This window comes from Bacillus sp. GBSW19, assembly GCF_002998655.1.
Taxonomy (GTDB): domain Bacteria; phylum Bacillota; class Bacilli; order Bacillales; family Bacillaceae; genus Bacillus.
Genome location: NZ_PVRF01000002.1, coordinates 547,099 through 561,624, shown reverse-complemented (window position 1 = coordinate 561,624; position 14,526 = coordinate 547,099). Strand labels below are relative to the sequence as shown.

The 14,526-nt window shown below is 41.8% G+C and carries 18 protein-coding genes; 17 read left to right on the top strand and 1 reads right to left on the bottom strand.

The features are described 5' to 3' along the window. Positions 1-18 precede the first annotated feature (18 nt). The 14 genes from C6344_RS12620 (at position 19) to C6344_RS12555 (ending at position 11,234) form a co-directional block, all read left to right on the top strand. Entirely contained in the window at positions 19-477 is a 459-nt protein-coding gene (locus tag C6344_RS12620) for a low molecular weight protein arginine phosphatase (protein WP_060597488.1), read from the top strand. Positions 478-617: 140 nt separating this feature from the next. After that, complete coding sequence (rpiB, locus tag C6344_RS12615) at positions 618-1,067, top strand: ribose 5-phosphate isomerase B (protein WP_003214714.1); 450 nt, start codon at positions 618-620, stop codon at positions 1,065-1,067. A gap of 12 nt (positions 1,068-1,079) precedes the next feature. Then, positions 1,080-1,619 (top strand): TIGR01440 family protein, encoded by a 540-nt coding sequence (locus C6344_RS12610; protein WP_058013477.1) that lies wholly within the window; start codon positions 1,080-1,082, stop codon positions 1,617-1,619. Positions 1,620-1,796: 177 nt separating this feature from the next. After that, positions 1,797-3,044, top strand: a complete 1,248-nt coding sequence (gene glyA / locus C6344_RS12605; protein ID WP_034660289.1) for a serine hydroxymethyltransferase — start codon at positions 1,797-1,799, stop codon at positions 3,042-3,044. Positions 3,045-3,191: 147 nt separating this feature from the next. Beyond that, on the top strand, positions 3,192-3,821 hold the full coding sequence (gene upp / locus C6344_RS12600; RefSeq protein ID WP_003214553.1) for a uracil phosphoribosyltransferase: 630 nt from the start codon (positions 3,192-3,194) through the stop codon (positions 3,819-3,821). 496 nt (positions 3,822-4,317) lie between these two features. Beyond that, positions 4,318-4,701 (top strand): ATP synthase subunit I, encoded by a 384-nt coding sequence (locus C6344_RS12595; protein ID WP_024423731.1) that lies wholly within the window; start codon positions 4,318-4,320, stop codon positions 4,699-4,701. 7 nt (positions 4,702-4,708) lie between these two features. Next, positions 4,709-5,443, top strand: coding sequence for a F0F1 ATP synthase subunit A (atpB, locus tag C6344_RS12590; RefSeq protein ID WP_003215198.1), 735 nt, complete (start codon positions 4,709-4,711; stop codon positions 5,441-5,443). Between the two features lie 48 nt (positions 5,444-5,491). Then, positions 5,492-5,704, top strand: coding sequence for a F0F1 ATP synthase subunit C (atpE, locus tag C6344_RS12585; protein ID WP_003214968.1), 213 nt, complete (start codon positions 5,492-5,494; stop codon positions 5,702-5,704). Positions 5,705-5,824: 120 nt separating this feature from the next. Then, complete coding sequence (atpF, locus tag C6344_RS12580) at positions 5,825-6,346, top strand: F0F1 ATP synthase subunit B (protein WP_034660288.1); 522 nt, start codon at positions 5,825-5,827, stop codon at positions 6,344-6,346. Continuing rightward, positions 6,343-6,888 (top strand): F0F1 ATP synthase subunit delta, encoded by a 546-nt coding sequence (locus C6344_RS12575; RefSeq protein WP_034660287.1) that lies wholly within the window; start codon positions 6,343-6,345, stop codon positions 6,886-6,888. The genes atpF and C6344_RS12575 overlap by 4 nt, the downstream gene beginning before the upstream one ends. 16 nt (positions 6,889-6,904) lie before the next feature. Then, positions 6,905-8,413 carry a F0F1 ATP synthase subunit alpha gene (gene atpA / locus C6344_RS12570; protein WP_034660286.1) on the top strand — a complete coding sequence of 503 codons (1,509 nt, stop codon included), beginning with the start codon at positions 6,905-6,907 and terminating at the stop codon, positions 8,411-8,413. Positions 8,414-8,501: 88 nt separating this feature from the next. Then, complete coding sequence (locus C6344_RS12565) at positions 8,502-9,368, top strand: F0F1 ATP synthase subunit gamma (RefSeq protein ID WP_034660284.1); 867 nt, start codon at positions 8,502-8,504, stop codon at positions 9,366-9,368. Between the two features lie 24 nt (positions 9,369-9,392). After that, positions 9,393-10,814: a F0F1 ATP synthase subunit beta gene (gene atpD, locus C6344_RS12560; protein WP_034660283.1), complete on the top strand. Its 1,422-nt coding sequence runs from the start codon at positions 9,393-9,395 to the stop codon at positions 10,812-10,814. A 24-nt stretch (positions 10,815-10,838) separates the two neighbouring features. Continuing rightward, positions 10,839-11,234: a F0F1 ATP synthase subunit epsilon gene (locus C6344_RS12555; protein WP_034660282.1), complete on the top strand. Its 396-nt coding sequence runs from the start codon at positions 10,839-10,841 to the stop codon at positions 11,232-11,234. A gap of 41 nt (positions 11,235-11,275) precedes the next feature. Here C6344_RS12555 and C6344_RS12550 read toward each other — a convergent pair whose 3' ends face one another. Continuing rightward, positions 11,276-11,782, bottom strand: coding sequence for a hypothetical protein (locus C6344_RS12550; RefSeq protein ID WP_374955720.1), 507 nt, complete (start codon positions 11,780-11,782; stop codon positions 11,276-11,278). Positions 11,783-11,919: 137 nt separating this feature from the next. Between C6344_RS12550 and C6344_RS12545 the strand changes: the two genes are divergently transcribed. The 3 genes from C6344_RS12545 to murA all read left to right on the top strand — a co-directional run bounded on the left by C6344_RS12545 (position 11,920) and on the right by murA (position 14,353). Continuing rightward, positions 11,920-12,150 (top strand): DUF1146 family protein, encoded by a 231-nt coding sequence (locus C6344_RS12545; RefSeq protein ID WP_034660280.1) that lies wholly within the window; start codon positions 11,920-11,922, stop codon positions 12,148-12,150. Positions 12,151-12,278: 128 nt separating this feature from the next. Further along, a complete protein-coding gene (locus tag C6344_RS12540; protein ID WP_066031618.1) occupies positions 12,279-13,013 on the top strand; it encodes a YwmB family TATA-box binding protein in 735 nt (244 codons plus the stop codon). Positions 13,014-13,045: 32 nt separating this feature from the next. Further along, on the top strand, positions 13,046-14,353 hold the full coding sequence (gene murA, locus C6344_RS12535) for a UDP-N-acetylglucosamine 1-carboxyvinyltransferase (RefSeq protein ID WP_034660278.1): 1,308 nt from the start codon (positions 13,046-13,048) through the stop codon (positions 14,351-14,353). The last annotated feature ends 173 nt before the right edge of the window (positions 14,354-14,526 follow it).

The window sequence follows — 14,526 nt, the reverse complement described above, 5'->3', positions numbered from 1 at the left end:
AGAAAAGGAGGGCGAAAGATGAAAATCTTATTTGTTTGTACGGGAAATACATGTAGAAGTCCTATGGCTCAAGCCCTTTTTGCTTCAATTGCACATGATAAAGGTTTAGAGGTCACTGTTAAATCAGCGGGCATTTTTGCCTTAGATGCTGGGAAGGCTTCTCCTCAAGCGGTCGAAGCATTATTTGAGAAAAGCATTCCACTGAACCATTCTTCATCAAAACTGACAGAGGATCTTCTGCGAGAAGCAGATTACGTCTTCACCATGACCATGCAGCATAAACAGTTGATTGTGGAGCAATATGCGCATGCAAAAGACAAGATCTTCACTCTAAAGGAATTTGCGACAGGAACAGAAGGCGATGTATCCGATCCGTTTGGAGGAAGTCTGTCTGTTTATCAGGAAACACGTGATGAACTTGAAGCATTGCTCTTTCAACTGGCTGAGAGATTGAAAAAAGATCAGACATCCTCATAATGGACAACCTGTAAAACCGTTGCGTCAACGGTTTTTCTGCTTTTGTTTGCAAATGACTAGGCAGAGGTTAAAATATAACTATAAATAAAGAATAAATGTAAGGCATGACAGATCAACTCACCCTTAGGAGGAATTGCCCGATGAAAGTAGCCATTGCATCCGATCACGGCGGAACGAATATTCGTGAAGAAATCAAACAACTGATGGATGAATTGAAGATTGAATACATTGATATGGGTTGTGAATGTGGATCAGGTTCTGTAGACTACCCAGATTATGCTTTTCCTGTAGCTAATATGGTGGCAAACGGAGAAGTCGACCGCGGCATTTTAATTTGCGGGACAGGCATCGGTATGAGCATCTCAGCAAACAAAGTGAAAGGAATTCGCTGTGCGCTGGCGCATGATACATTTAGTGCGAAAGCGACTAGAGAACATAATGATACAAACGTCCTTGCGATGGGAGAGCGAGTTATTGGACCTGGATTAGCACGTGAGATTGCGCACATTTGGCTGACAACAGAATTTACGGCAGGACGACATGCTGTGCGGATTGGTAAAATCGCTGATTACGAAGAAAAGCACCTATAAGGAGCGCTTAACATGAACATTGGTCAAGATTGGCTTGAAATGTTAAAAGAGTTTCATCAAATGGTCGAACTGCGTGCTGGACAAATTTTAGTCATCGGCTGCAGTACATCGGAAGTGGCTGGCGAGCATATTGGTACAGCAGGAAGTGAGCAAATTGCTGCGTCTATCTATCAAGAATTGGATCAGCTAAGACGAGAGACTGGCATTGAGCTCGCTTTCCAGTGCTGTGAGCATCTGAATCGTGCTCTTGTTGTGGAAGAAGAAGTGGCTTTCCGGCTTAACCTAGAGATTGTAGCGGCAGTACCTGTCCGAAAGGCGGGTGGTTCGATGGCGGCTCATGCGTATCAGCACATGGAACATCCTGTGTTAGTTGAATCCATCGAGGCGCATGCTGGAATCGATATCGGTGATACATTGATTGGGATGCATCTAAAGAGAGTCGCTGTACCTGTTCGCCTCAGTCGTCATCAATTAGGACATGCACATGTGACGTTTGCGAAAACGCGTCCGAAGCTGATTGGCGGAGAACGAGCGGTTTATACAAGATCATAGCTTAGATATATTTCTAATATAATGTTGAATGATGAAGACGCTTCACCGCTTGAATATTCGGTTTTTCGCAAAAAAAGAAGTCGATTTCCCAAAAAAACTTTTACATTTCACTCAAAAACCGTGTACAATGAGATGGTGAAAACATCGAATGGAAATAGATTGGAGAGGATTTCGCTGATGAAACATTTACCTGAGCAAGACGCACAAGTATTCAAGGCAATTCAACTAGAGCGGAAACGCCAGCAGGACAAAATTGAATTAATTGCATCAGAAAACTTTGTAAGCGAAGCAGTCATGGAAGCGCAGGGCTCTGTATTAACAAACAAATATGCAGAGGGCTACCCTGGTAAACGCTACTATGGCGGCTGTGAACATGTAGACGTTGTAGAAGATATCGCACGTGACCGCGCAAAAGAAATTTTTGGTGCTGAGTATGTGAACGTACAGCCTCACTCAGGTGCTCAAGCGAATATGGCCGTATACTTTACCATTCTTGAGCATGGCGATACAGTGCTAGGTATGAACTTATCACATGGCGGGCATTTAACGCACGGAAGCCCTGTCAACTTTAGTGGTGTACAGTACAACTTTGTAGAATATGGTGTCGATAAAGAAACGCAGCATATCGACTACCAAGATGTACTTGAAAAAGCACGTGAACATAAGCCAAAGCTAATTGTAGCGGGTGCAAGTGCATACCCACGTCAAATTGATTTCAAAAAGTTCCGTGAGATTGCGGATGAAGTCGGTGCTTACTTTATGGTCGACATGGCTCACATTGCGGGTCTTGTTGCAGTAGGTCTTCATCCAAATCCAGTTCCATATGCAGATTTTGTGACAACGACAACTCACAAAACATTGCGTGGACCTCGCGGCGGAATGATCCTATGCCGTGAAGAGTTTGGTAAAAAGATCGACAAATCGATCTTCCCTGGTATTCAAGGTGGACCACTGATGCATGTCATCTCTGCAAAAGCTGTTTCTTTCGGTGAAGTATTGAACGGAGATTTCAAAACATATGCACAAAACGTCATTGATAATGCAAAGCAGCTAGCTGAAACCCTGTTATCTGAAAATATTCAGCTTGTATCTGGTGGAACGGATAACCATCTTGTTCTCATCGACTTGCGTTCTCTTGGCATCACAGGAAAAATTGCAGAAAATGTTCTTGATGAAATCGGTATTACAGTGAACAAAAATGCGATTCCTTATGATCCAGAAAAACCTTTTGTCACAAGTGGTGTACGTGTTGGTACAGCAGCAGTGACAAGCCGTGGTTTCGATCAAGAGGCGATGAAAGAAGTCGGTTCCATTATTGCGCTTGCTCTAAAACATCATGAAGATGAAGCGAAATTAGAAGAAGCGAAAAAGCGTGTATCTGATCTAACTGCCCGCTTCCCTCTATATAACGAATTAGATTATTAAAAAGCAGACCCATTTGCCTATTATTGGCATGTGGGTTTTTTTTGTAGGATTTGCGAATCATATTGAAAGATGACGTCTTTTTATGTAGAATTGTAGGAAGTGTGCAAAGTTCACCGGAAGATGACAGAAAAGGAGTTGTAGCAAGCAATGGCAAAGGTTTATGTATTTGATCACCCGCTTATTCAGCACAAACTTACATATATTCGTGACGTTCATACAGGAACAAAAGAATTTAGAGAGCTAGTGGATGAAGTCGCAACATTAATGGCATTTGAAATCACAAGAGACTTACCGCTTGAAGAGGTAGATGTAGAAACACCTGTACAAGTAGCCAAATCAAACGTGATCTCAGGGAAGAAACTCGGTGTTGTGCCAATTTTAAGAGCAGGTCTTGGAATGGTGGACGGGATTTTGAAACTCATTCCAGCTGCTAAAGTGGGACATGTCGGTTTATACCGTGATCCGAAAACATTAAAGCCTGTTGAATATTATGTGAAGCTTCCATCTGATGTGGAAGAGCGTGAATTTATCGTAGTAGATCCAATGCTTGCAACTGGCGGTTCAGCAGTCGAAGCATTGAACAGCTTGAAAAAACGCGGGGCGAAAAACATTCGCTTCATGTGTCTGATTGCTGCCCCTGAAGGTGTAGAAGAAATGCAAAAGCATCATCCTGATGTTGATATCTACATTGCAGCATTAGATGAGAAATTGAACGAAAAAGGCTACATTATCCCAGGTCTTGGTGATGCTGGTGACCGTATGTATGGAACGAAATAACATGTTTTAATAAAAGCCCACATGCAAACGTGCATGTGGGCTTTTTGAAATATATGACAAACGGTTGATATCGTTCTTAGAAAAATCAATGTATACTGAACATTAGCTGTTTTTTTCAATGAATGTCACGTGTCTCCTAAAGTTTGATGAAATTGTGAACATTTTGTGTGCTCTATCACTATAGAAAAGTTTTTTAACTTTCAACGGATTGACACATCATAGACGCTATTGTATGCTAAACGAGGGTATTATGGTAAGGTTTTCATAGCCTATAGCACTCTACTAATCCTCATTGTGAACCCTTTAATTATCAGGGTTTGTATCAGCGAATGAAGCAACATCCCATAGATCTTTAGATTTCAAGTCTGATTGTGCAATTAGACCGATGGGTGATTGATTTTTTTCGAACAGGACTGCTTATCATAAGCGTCTTCTACGCAGTTTTCATCACCAATTATCACCTTTTTTACAATATTTTTCATCGGGAGTCAGATGAATGAACGATCCAAACGCGATTTTCCGCAGACAGAGTAAATATATGTTCTATCTATTGGCAATTTTTGTGTTTGGCTATGCCATGCCTGGTTTTAAACCACTGTTTCTTGGTTTCATTATCGGCACAATTTTTGCTTTCTTTAATTTATTCCTACTTATACGGAGAATGCACGCTTTTGATCGAGCGGTTAAAAAAGGAAAATCCATTCGTTCAATGGGAAGTACAGCCAGGTGGGCCAACGCAATTCTCGCAGTAGCGATTGCTTGGCGTTACCCTAATGAAGTTCATCTGGCAGGTGTTGTTATAGGATTAATGACAATATATCCTGTCATTATGATAGATTCCTTCATTCAACTTAAACGTTCTACTATGGAAGAGAGGTGAATACTCTTTGGGTCACAGTTCAAAAACGACAGAATTTTTAGGGTTAACGTTCAACTTATCCAATGTTCTCATGATTACGATTGCTAGTATCATCGTTCTTCTCATAGCGGTGCTGACTACTCGTGTTCTGTCTATTCGTCCGACAAAGGCGCAGAACTTCATGGAATGGATTGTTGATTTTGTTCGAAATATCATAGGTAGTTCGATGGACATGAAAACAGGAGCCCCATTTCTAGCGCTTGGCGTTACATTACTCATGTACATATTTGTTTCAAACATGCTTGGACTGCCATTCTCGATTACGGTCGATCACAACTTGTGGTGGAAATCACCAACAGCAGACCCTGCAATCACAATGACACTAGCGATTATGGTCATGGGATTGACACATTACTACGGTGTCAAGGCAAAAGGAGTCAAGGAATATACGAAAGACTACTTCAGACCAATTCCGCTTTTAGTACCATTGAAACTTATTGAAGAATTTGCAAACACGCTAACACTTGGTTTGCGTCTTTATGGAAACATTTTTGCTGGAGAGATTCTTCTTGGTTTGCTTGCAGGACTTGCGACCAATTTCTACACGCAAAACATTGCACTTGGTATCGTTGGTACATTAGGTGCCATCGTGCCGATGATTGTATGGCAGGCATTCAGTTTGTTTGTCGGAACAATCCAAGCATTTATCTTCACCATGCTGACAATGGTGTACATTTCCCATAAAGTCAGCGATGAACACTAAAAAATTGAGAGTCCAAAAAGGACGTTATTTTAAAGGAGGAGCTTTTTAATGAATTTAATAGCAGCAGCAATTGCAATCGGTTTGGGAGCACTAGGAGCAGGTATTGGTAACGGTCTAATCGTATCTAAAACAGTTGAAGGAATCGCTCGTCAGCCAGAAGCTGGTAGAGAACTAAGAACACTTATGTTCATCGGGGTCGCTTTAGTTGAGGCACTTCCAATTATCGCTGTCGTTATCGCATTCTTGGCATTCTTTGGTTAATATGTGAGAAGCGTTCTAATATGAATTTTAATGGCGAAGATCAGATTAGTTCGAAACTTCGCCATTCCTTTATGTTTTGTTTCTTAACATATTATTTAAAGAAGGGAGTTGCCGTACTAAATGTCTCAGTTACCAGTGGTTTTAGGAGCAGGTGGCTTAAGTTTCAACGCCGGGGATATGTTATTCCAGCTTATCGCTATGCTCATCCTGCTTGCACTTTTAAAGAAATTTGCGCTTAAACCTTTATTAGGTATTATGAAGCAGCGTGAAGATTATATAGGAAATGAAATTTCAAGTGCTGAACAAAAGCACGTTCAAGCTGAAAAGCTTCTTGAAGAACAACGTGTCTTATTGAAAGAAGCACGCGAAGAATCACATACACTCATCGAAAATGCGAAAAAGATTGGTGAGAAACAAAAAGAAGAGATCATTCAAGCAGCACGTCAAGAGTCAGAGCGCTTGAAAGAGTCTGCTAGAACTGAAATCGTGAAAGAAAAAGAACAAGCTGTGGCTGCACTGCGTGAGCAGGTTGCATCACTATCTGTACTCATTGCATCTAAAGTGATTGAAAGAGAACTTGATGAGCAAGCACAAGAGAAATTGATTCAAGAGTATCTTAAAGAGGCAGGCGAAAGCCGATGAGCGTGACTATTGTCTCTAAGCGTTACGCTTCTGCTCTTTTTGACATCGTTCTTGCTTCTTCGGCAGTAGACGAAACTGAAAAAGAGCTGAATGAGATCAAAAAAGTTCTAAAGGCTGACCAAGAATTGAATGACTTTCTTGTTCATCCAAAGATTACGGCAGACAAAAAGAAACATTTGATTGCAGAAGCTTTCAAAGGTGTTTCGACACATGTATTGCACACCATGTATTTATTGATTGACCGCGGACGCACGAATATTTTCTCTGAAATGACGTCTGAGTTTGTGAAACTTGCAAACCGCACGAAACAAATAGACGATGCGGTCGTGTATTCAGTGAAACCGCTGAGCGGCGCTGAAATTCAATCTTTATCTGAAGTATTTGCCAAAAAAGCCGGAGTCACATCACTGCGTGTTGAAAATGTGATTGACAAGGATCTAATAGGCGGAGTGAAAATCCGTATCGGAAACCGCATTTATGACGGCAGTGTCAGCGGAAAGCTTTCCCGCATTGAACGTCAGCTTGCAGGCGAAAATCGTTAGAAGGGGTGAAACCTTAGTGAGTATCAAAGCTGAAGAGATTAGCGCGCTGATAAAGCAGCAAATCCAAAACTATCAATCTGAAATTGAAGTAAAAGATGTCGGTACAGTCATTCAAGTAGGGGACGGTATCGCGCGTGTACATGGCCTTGACAACATTATGGCAGGAGAGCTGGTTGAGTTCTCTAACGGTGTAATGGGTATGGCTCAAAACCTTGAGGAGTCTAACGTAGGTATCGTGATTTTAGGACCTTACAAAGATATCCGTGAAGGTGACGATGTAAAACGTACAGGTCGTATCATGGAGGTTCCAGTAGGTGAAGAATTAATCGGACGTATTGTGAACCCACTTGGTCAGCCTGTTGATGGACTAGGTCCAATCTTAACGAGCAAAACTCGTCCAATCGAAAGTGAAGCACCAGGCGTTATGGACCGTAAATCTGTACATGAGCCGCTTCAAACAGGGATTAAAGCAATTGATGCCTTGATTCCAATCGGACGCGGACAGCGTGAATTGATCATTGGTGACCGTCAAACAGGTAAAACATCTGTTGCAATTGATACGATCCTAAACCAAAAAGATCAAGACATGATCTGTATTTATGTAGCGATCGGACAAAAGGAATCAACGGTTCGTGGTGTTGTTGAAACACTTCGTAAGCATGGTGCGCTTGATTACACAATCGTAGTCACAGCTTCTGCATCACAGCCAGCCCCGCTTCTTTACCTTGCTCCTTATGCAGGTGTAACGATGGGTGAGGAATTCATGTATAACGGCAAGCACGTACTTGTTGTATATGATGACCTTTCTAAACAAGCGGCAGCTTACCGTGAGCTTTCATTATTGCTTCGTCGTCCTCCAGGTCGTGAGGCATTCCCTGGTGATGTTTTCTATCTTCACTCTCGTTTATTAGAGCGTGCAGCGAAGCTTAGTGACGAAAAGGGTGGCGGTTCTATCACAGCATTGCCTTTCGTAGAAACGCAAGCTGGCGATATCTCTGCATATATCCCAACAAACGTTATTTCAATCACAGATGGACAGATTTTCTTACAATCTGATCTCTTCTTCTCAGGCGTACGTCCAGCAGTAAACGCAGGATTGTCTGTATCTCGTGTAGGTGGTTCTGCACAAATCAAAGCGATGAAAAAGGTAGCAGGTACACTTCGTCTGGATCTTGCTTCTTATCGTGAGCTTGAAGCATTCGCTCAGTTTGGATCTGATCTAGACCAAGCGACTCAAGCAAAATTAAACCGTGGTGCTAGAACAGTTGAAGTCTTAAAACAAGACTTGAACAAACCGCTTAAAGTTGAAAAACAAGTAGCGATTCTTTATGCACTTACAAGAGGATACTTAGACGATGTCGCGATTGCTGATGTCAAACGTTTTGAAGCTGAGTTATTCATGTACATTGAAGAAAACCATAAAGACTTGTTTGACACCATCTCTCAAACAGGAAACATGCCTGCTGATGAAGAGTGGAATACAGCAATCGAAGGCTTTAAACGTACGTTTGCACCAAGCAACTAATTAGTAATCTTTCCGAGAGAAAAAGATTCTCTTTTTCTCTCTTTTCACGTAAATGAACACGGATTCCTGAAAAAAGGTGGTGAAATCTTTGGCCTCATTACGCGATATAAAGTCAAGGATCACGTCAACGAAAAAATCGAGTCAGATCACAAAAGCGATGCAAATGGTATCAGCTGCGAAACTGAATCGTGCTGAAAACAATGCGAAGTCTTTTGTTCCTTACATGGAGAAAATCCAGGAAGTGGTTGCTGCAATCGCAACTGGAACAAGTGCTAAGCACCCAATGCTTCTTTCAAGACCTGTCAAGAAAACAGGGTATCTCGTCATTACATCTGATCGGGGGCTTGCAGGACCTTTTAACAGCTCGATTTTGCGTGCCGCTTACCAAACCATTCAATCTCGTCATCAATCCGCTGATGAATATGCGGTGATTGTGATTGGTAAAATCGGACGCGACTTCTTCAAAAAGCGCGGTATTCCAGTTATTTCTGAAGTAACAGGGCTTGGAGACGAAGTAGCGTTTGCTGATATTAAAGAATTAGCAAGCAGTACAGTTCAAATGTTCTCTGATGAAGCGTTTGACGAACTTTACATGTTCTACAACCACTTTGTCAGTGCCATTTCACAAGAAGTAACAGAGAAGAAATTATTGCCGCTAACGGACCTTTCGGCCGCAGCGACACCAAATAAACGTTCCGCATCTTATGAGTTTGAGCCTTCTGAAGAAGAAATTCTTGAAGTTCTCCTTCCTCAATATGCAGAGAGTTTGATTTTCGGTGCGCTTCTTGACAGCAAAGCAAGTGAACATGCTGCAAGGATGACAGCAATGAAGAGTGCAACAGACAACGCAAAAGAATTGATCGACAACCTGACACTCTCTTATAACCGTGCTCGTCAAGCAGCGATTACACAAGAGATTACAGAAATTGTCGGCGGAGCAGCTGCCTTAGAATAGAAATAATTGTCAGGAGGGAATGCAATGAAAACAGGACGCATCAGTCAGATCATGGGACCAGTCGTAGACGTTCATTTTGAAGACGGTCACTTGCCTGAGATTTATAATGCGATCAGAGTTTCGCATAAAGCGGAAAGCGAAAGTGAAGTTACTATCGACTTAACTTTAGAAGTAGCACTACATTTAGGTGATAATACAGTCAGAACCATCGCAATGGCATCAACAGACGGTGTGAAGCGCGGTATGGAAGCTGTAGACCTTGGAAAACCAATTTCAGTACCAGTTGGTAACGTAACACTTGGACGTGTATTCAACGTACTGGGAGATAACATTGACTTAGATGAGCCACTTGGTGTGGAAGCTCAAAGAGATCCAATCCACAGACAAGCGCCTTCTTTTGATCAACTTTCTACAGAAGTTGAAATTCTTGAAACAGGTATCAAAGTTGTTGACCTTCTTGCTCCTTACATCAAGGGTGGAAAGATCGGTCTATTCGGTGGAGCCGGTGTAGGTAAAACCGTTCTGATTCAAGAATTGATCAACAACATCGCACAAGAACACGGCGGTATTTCTGTATTCGCTGGTGTTGGAGAGCGTACACGTGAAGGAAACGACCTTTACTACGAAATGAAAGATTCTGGCGTTATCGAAAAAACAGCCATGGTCTTCGGTCAAATGAACGAGCCGCCAGGTGCACGTATGCGTGTTGCCCTAACTGGTTTGACAATGGCAGAGCATTTCCGTGATGAACTAGGTCAAGACGTATTGTTCTTCATCGATAATATCTATCGTTTTACACAAGCAGGCTCTGAAGTATCAGCTCTACTTGGACGTATGCCTTCAGCGGTAGGTTATCAGCCGACACTTGCAACAGAAATGGGTCAGCTGCAAGAGCGTATCACGTCTACAAACGTAGGATCGGTTACATCGATTCAAGCGATCTATGTACCTGCGGATGACTATACGGATCCAGCTCCAGCAACAACGTTCGCTCACCTTGATGCAACGACAAACCTTGAGCGTAAGCTGACTGAAATGGGTATTTACCCAGCGGTTGATCCTCTTGCTTCAACATCTCGTGCACTTGCACCTGAGATCGTTGGTGAAGAGCATTATGCCATTGCGCGTGAAGTGCAGCAAACATTGCAGCGTTATAAAGAACTACAAGATATCATTGCCATTTTAGGTATGGATGAATTATCTGAGGACGATAAGCTTGTGGTACACAGAGCACGTCGTGTTCAATTCTTCCTATCTCAAAACTTCCACGTAGCAGAGCAGTTCACTGGCCAAAAAGGTTCTTATGTGCCATTGAAAGAAACTGTTAAAGGCTTCAAGGAAATCTTATCTGGTAAATACGATCACCTTCCAGAAGATGCATTCCGCTTAGTTGGACGCATTGAAGAAGTGGTTGAAAAAGCCAAAGAGATGGGTGTAGAGGCCTAATCTGGTCCTTAGGAGGGTAAAAGCATGAAGACCGTTCAAGTCAATATCGTTACTCCCGACGGCCCAGTGTATGAAGCGGATGTGGAAATGGTCAGTGTCAGAGCAGAAAGCGGTGAGCTTGGTATTTTAGCTGGCCACGTTCCAATGGTTGCTCCGCTAAAAATCGGTGCAGTTCGCTTAAAACATAGTGGATCAACTGAATTGGTTGCAGTAAGTGGCGGATTTGTTGAAGTTCGCCCTGAACAAGTAACCATTCTTGCTCAGGCCGCTGAAACATCAGATAAAGTTGATGTCGATCGTGCTAAATCAGCCAAACAGCGTGCTGAAGAGCATTTGAACCACCCGAATGAAAGTGATGTACGCCGGGCGGAACTCGCATTAAAACGGGCGTTAAACCGTTTAAATGTAGCAGGGAAATAAAACAGAAAATCCTTCTTATCACAATGATAAGAAGGATTTTTTTAGAATGACATGAGAGATTGGTACATCGACACATACGGGTGAGAATCCTGTTTTTCAAGATATAAGTGCTCGCAAAACTGCGTACTATGCCACGTTTTATTGTGCCGGCGCAAACCAAGCGTATATTGATGCGGAGAGTCCATATAAGGCCGCACGACCCAGTCAGCATCTGAATGATGACGGAGGACAACCTCTCCCATATACACACTCATCATCGCTTCTAATGCATCTATTGGCATTTTCCACTCAGCAAACAGCTGCTTGGTAAATGCATCAAAGTATAGTGATTCTAACTGATACAGGCTTTCCTCAGAATAATCCAAAGAAATGTTATGAAAATGACACAATTGCGCTAATTCTTCTAGCTGTGTCTGTCTATAATCAAAGTAGAAAGCAATGGCCTCCCATTCATGATCAAATGAGGGAACCAGTTCTCCGTACAAATCAACAAAGTCAGGAAAAGAATCTTTCAATGTGTTCAGCTCCTTCCACACGCAGTATATCATCTCCCTGGCACCAGGATAAGAGGGGATTTACTCTAAATATAGCTCTTTTTTCCAAATGATTCATCTTTCCGATTTTCGAGGATATAATGAAAGGGAGTTTTCCTTTACAGAAATAAATAAAAGGAGGATTCAACTGTATGGAAGACGTAGGACAACAAGCCATCGTGAGTATTGTGATCCACCTGTTTTTTATTGCGGTTACATGGTGGGCATTGCTTGCCGTAAATATTGATCCACTGATTAAAAAAGGGAAAATCGTTCAGGCAAGATTGCTGATGATGCTCATTACCATTGCCATCGCATCTGCAGTCAGCAATTTCTTCCTTGATTACTTAAATTTCTCTAGACAAATTCCTTATATGTTCTAACATAAAAGGTTTGGTCACTGCCTTATGCGGGAACGTAAAAAGAAGCGTCAAAAGTATGGCCTTTGATGACTTTTCCACGTATGCATAGACCTCCTTGCGGCAACACTTGTAGCAAGGGGGAATGACAAGTGAGAAAGTATGTAAAAGGTTGGCCATTATTTGCGTTTATTCTTTTTTTTGTTCTGATGATTCAAGGTGTTCGTGCGGAAGAATCTTCTCCGCTCGCCCAAATAGCAGAAGGTCTGAAAAACCAGCAAATTGAAGTAGATGGATGGACCCTTCACGCCAAAACAAATGTAGACATTTCATCCGAACAATTTTCAAAAAAAGTGCAACGTTTGAAAGACGAACTACGACAGTATGAGTGGATCGAAAAAGAAGAGAAACATGTCACCAAAGTCACAGGAATTTACAAAGATGAAAAAAATGATACTTTATCGAAAATTTTACTCGTGAAGACCGACACAAAATCCAATCAAAAGTCGTATTTATTATATGAGCAAAAAGGTGCTCGCCCACTGAATACCTGGGAGCATACATATGATCAGTTCGTACGTCATGCAAAAAGCATATTACAAGAGAAATTTGTAATTTTTACTTGTCTCGATGGTCATGTAAATGGTATGATGGATGTTGTTTTGCAAAAAAAAGCTGAAACGTTAGCAAATGAATTTCAAGCAAAACCAGTTGAGTATCTCGTTGAGTCTAATTTTGTGTCGCTTTCCGCTTACACAGATAAGTGGGAACAGTTCATTATGACTTCAAATGATAAAATGAATGTTCAAATTGCCATCAGAAGTTCGGAAATGAACGAAAATCATACGATTACGGTTGGCACACCAATCGTAACGACTGAATATTAATATAGAGAATTTGGGACGCGGAGGGGAAGACCTTGGAAAAAATCATCGTCCGCGGCGGTCAAAAGTTAAACGGCACAGTTAAAGTAGAAGGCGCAAAAAATGCCGTTTTACCAGTTATCGCTGCATCTTTGTTAGCAAGTACAGAAAAAAGCGTAATTTGTGATGTACCTACGCTCTCCGATGTATATACAATCAATGAAGTGTTACGTCATTTAGGAGCAGAAGTACATTTTGAAAATAACGAAGTATCAGTGGATGCATCTCATGCACTAGAAACTGAGGCTCCGTTTGAGTATGTCCGTAAAATGCGAGCGTCTGTGCTCGTCATGGGACCACTTTTAGCAAGAACAGGTCATGCAAGAGTTGCATTACCTGGAGGCTGTGCGATTGGTTCAAGACCAATTGACCAGCATTTAAAAGGCTTTGAAGCAATGGGAGCTAAAATTCAAGTAGGAAATGGTTTCATCGAGGCTGAAGTAAAAGGCCGTTTAAAAGGTGCGAAAATCTATTTGGATTTCCCAAGTGTCGGTGCAACTGAAAACATCATCATGGCAGCAGCATTAGCTGAAGGAACAACGATTTTAGAAAACGTAGCAAAAGAACCTGAAATTGTTGATTTGGCAAACTACATCAATGCCATGGGCGGTAAGGTTCGCGGAGCTGGTACTGGTACAATCAAAATCGAAGGTGTGGAAACACTTCACGGTGCAAAACACAACATCATCCCTGACAGAATTGAAGCAGGTACTTTCATGGTGGCAGCAGCTATTACAGAAGGAAATGTTCTTGTAAAGGGCGCAGTGCCAGAGCACATGACATCACTTGTAGCAAAAATGGAAGAAATGGGTATTCAGATCATTGAAGAAGAAGAAGGTTTAAGAGTCATTGGACCATCTGAGCTCAAGCCAATCGATCTAAAAACAATGCCACATCCTGGTTTCCCAACGGATATGCAATCTCAGATGATGGCGCTATTGCTTCGTGCGAACGGAACAAGCATGATTACAGAAACGGTGTTTGAAAACCGCTTTATGCATGCTGAAGAATTCCGCCGCATGAATGGCGATATTAAAATTGAGGGTCGCTCTGTGATTATCAACGGGCCGGTTCAACTTCAAGGTGCTGAAGTATCAGCGACTGATTTAAGAGCAGGAGCAGCACTTGTACTTGCTGGATTAGTAGCAGAAGGTCATACACGTGTCACTGAGTTGAAGCATATCGATCGTGGTTATGTGAACTTCCACCAGAAGCTTGCAGCAATCGGTGCAGATATTGAAAGAGTAAACGATGAAACAGCAGATGTGACACAAGAACAAGTTGTATCAGATCTGAACGCGTAATCATAAAGAAATCAGTGTGTCCATGGGGCATGCTGATTTTTTTTAGAATCATAGAATGCTTTATTTTTAAAGCTTATCATTAGTGTATCCAACCATCTTAAATTTTATTCATAAAGACGAACAGTAAAATCAGTTGATAAACAGCCTCATATCTTCATCATAAGACTTGTCCA

Excerpts from the sequence above, each read along its gene's own strand:
- rpiB (WP_003214714.1), top strand. The coding sequence starts at position 618 with ATGAAAGTAGCCATTGCATCCGATCACGGCGGAACGAATATTCGTGAA.
- upp (WP_003214553.1), top strand. The coding sequence starts at position 3,192 with ATGGCAAAGGTTTATGTATTTGATCACCCGCTTATTCAGCACAAACTT.
- C6344_RS12550 (WP_374955720.1), bottom strand. The coding sequence starts at position 11,782 with ATGATATACTGCGTGTGGAAGGAGCTGAACACATTGAAAGATTCTTTT.
- atpE (WP_003214968.1), top strand. The coding sequence starts at position 5,492 with ATGAATTTAATAGCAGCAGCAATTGCAATCGGTTTGGGAGCACTAGGA.
- C6344_RS12545 (WP_034660280.1), top strand. The coding sequence starts at position 11,920 with ATGGAAGACGTAGGACAACAAGCCATCGTGAGTATTGTGATCCACCTG.
- C6344_RS12610 (WP_058013477.1), top strand. The coding sequence starts at position 1,080 with ATGAACATTGGTCAAGATTGGCTTGAAATGTTAAAAGAGTTTCATCAA.
- C6344_RS12555 (WP_034660282.1), top strand. The coding sequence starts at position 10,839 with ATGAAGACCGTTCAAGTCAATATCGTTACTCCCGACGGCCCAGTGTAT.
- C6344_RS12575 (WP_034660287.1), top strand. The coding sequence starts at position 6,343 with ATGAGCGTGACTATTGTCTCTAAGCGTTACGCTTCTGCTCTTTTTGAC.
- atpF (WP_034660288.1), top strand. The coding sequence starts at position 5,825 with ATGTCTCAGTTACCAGTGGTTTTAGGAGCAGGTGGCTTAAGTTTCAAC.
- C6344_RS12595 (WP_024423731.1), top strand. The coding sequence starts at position 4,318 with ATGAACGATCCAAACGCGATTTTCCGCAGACAGAGTAAATATATGTTC.
- C6344_RS12620 (WP_060597488.1), top strand. The coding sequence starts at position 19 with ATGAAAATCTTATTTGTTTGTACGGGAAATACATGTAGAAGTCCTATG.
- atpD (WP_034660283.1), top strand. The coding sequence starts at position 9,393 with ATGAAAACAGGACGCATCAGTCAGATCATGGGACCAGTCGTAGACGTT.
- glyA (WP_034660289.1), top strand. The coding sequence starts at position 1,797 with ATGAAACATTTACCTGAGCAAGACGCACAAGTATTCAAGGCAATTCAA.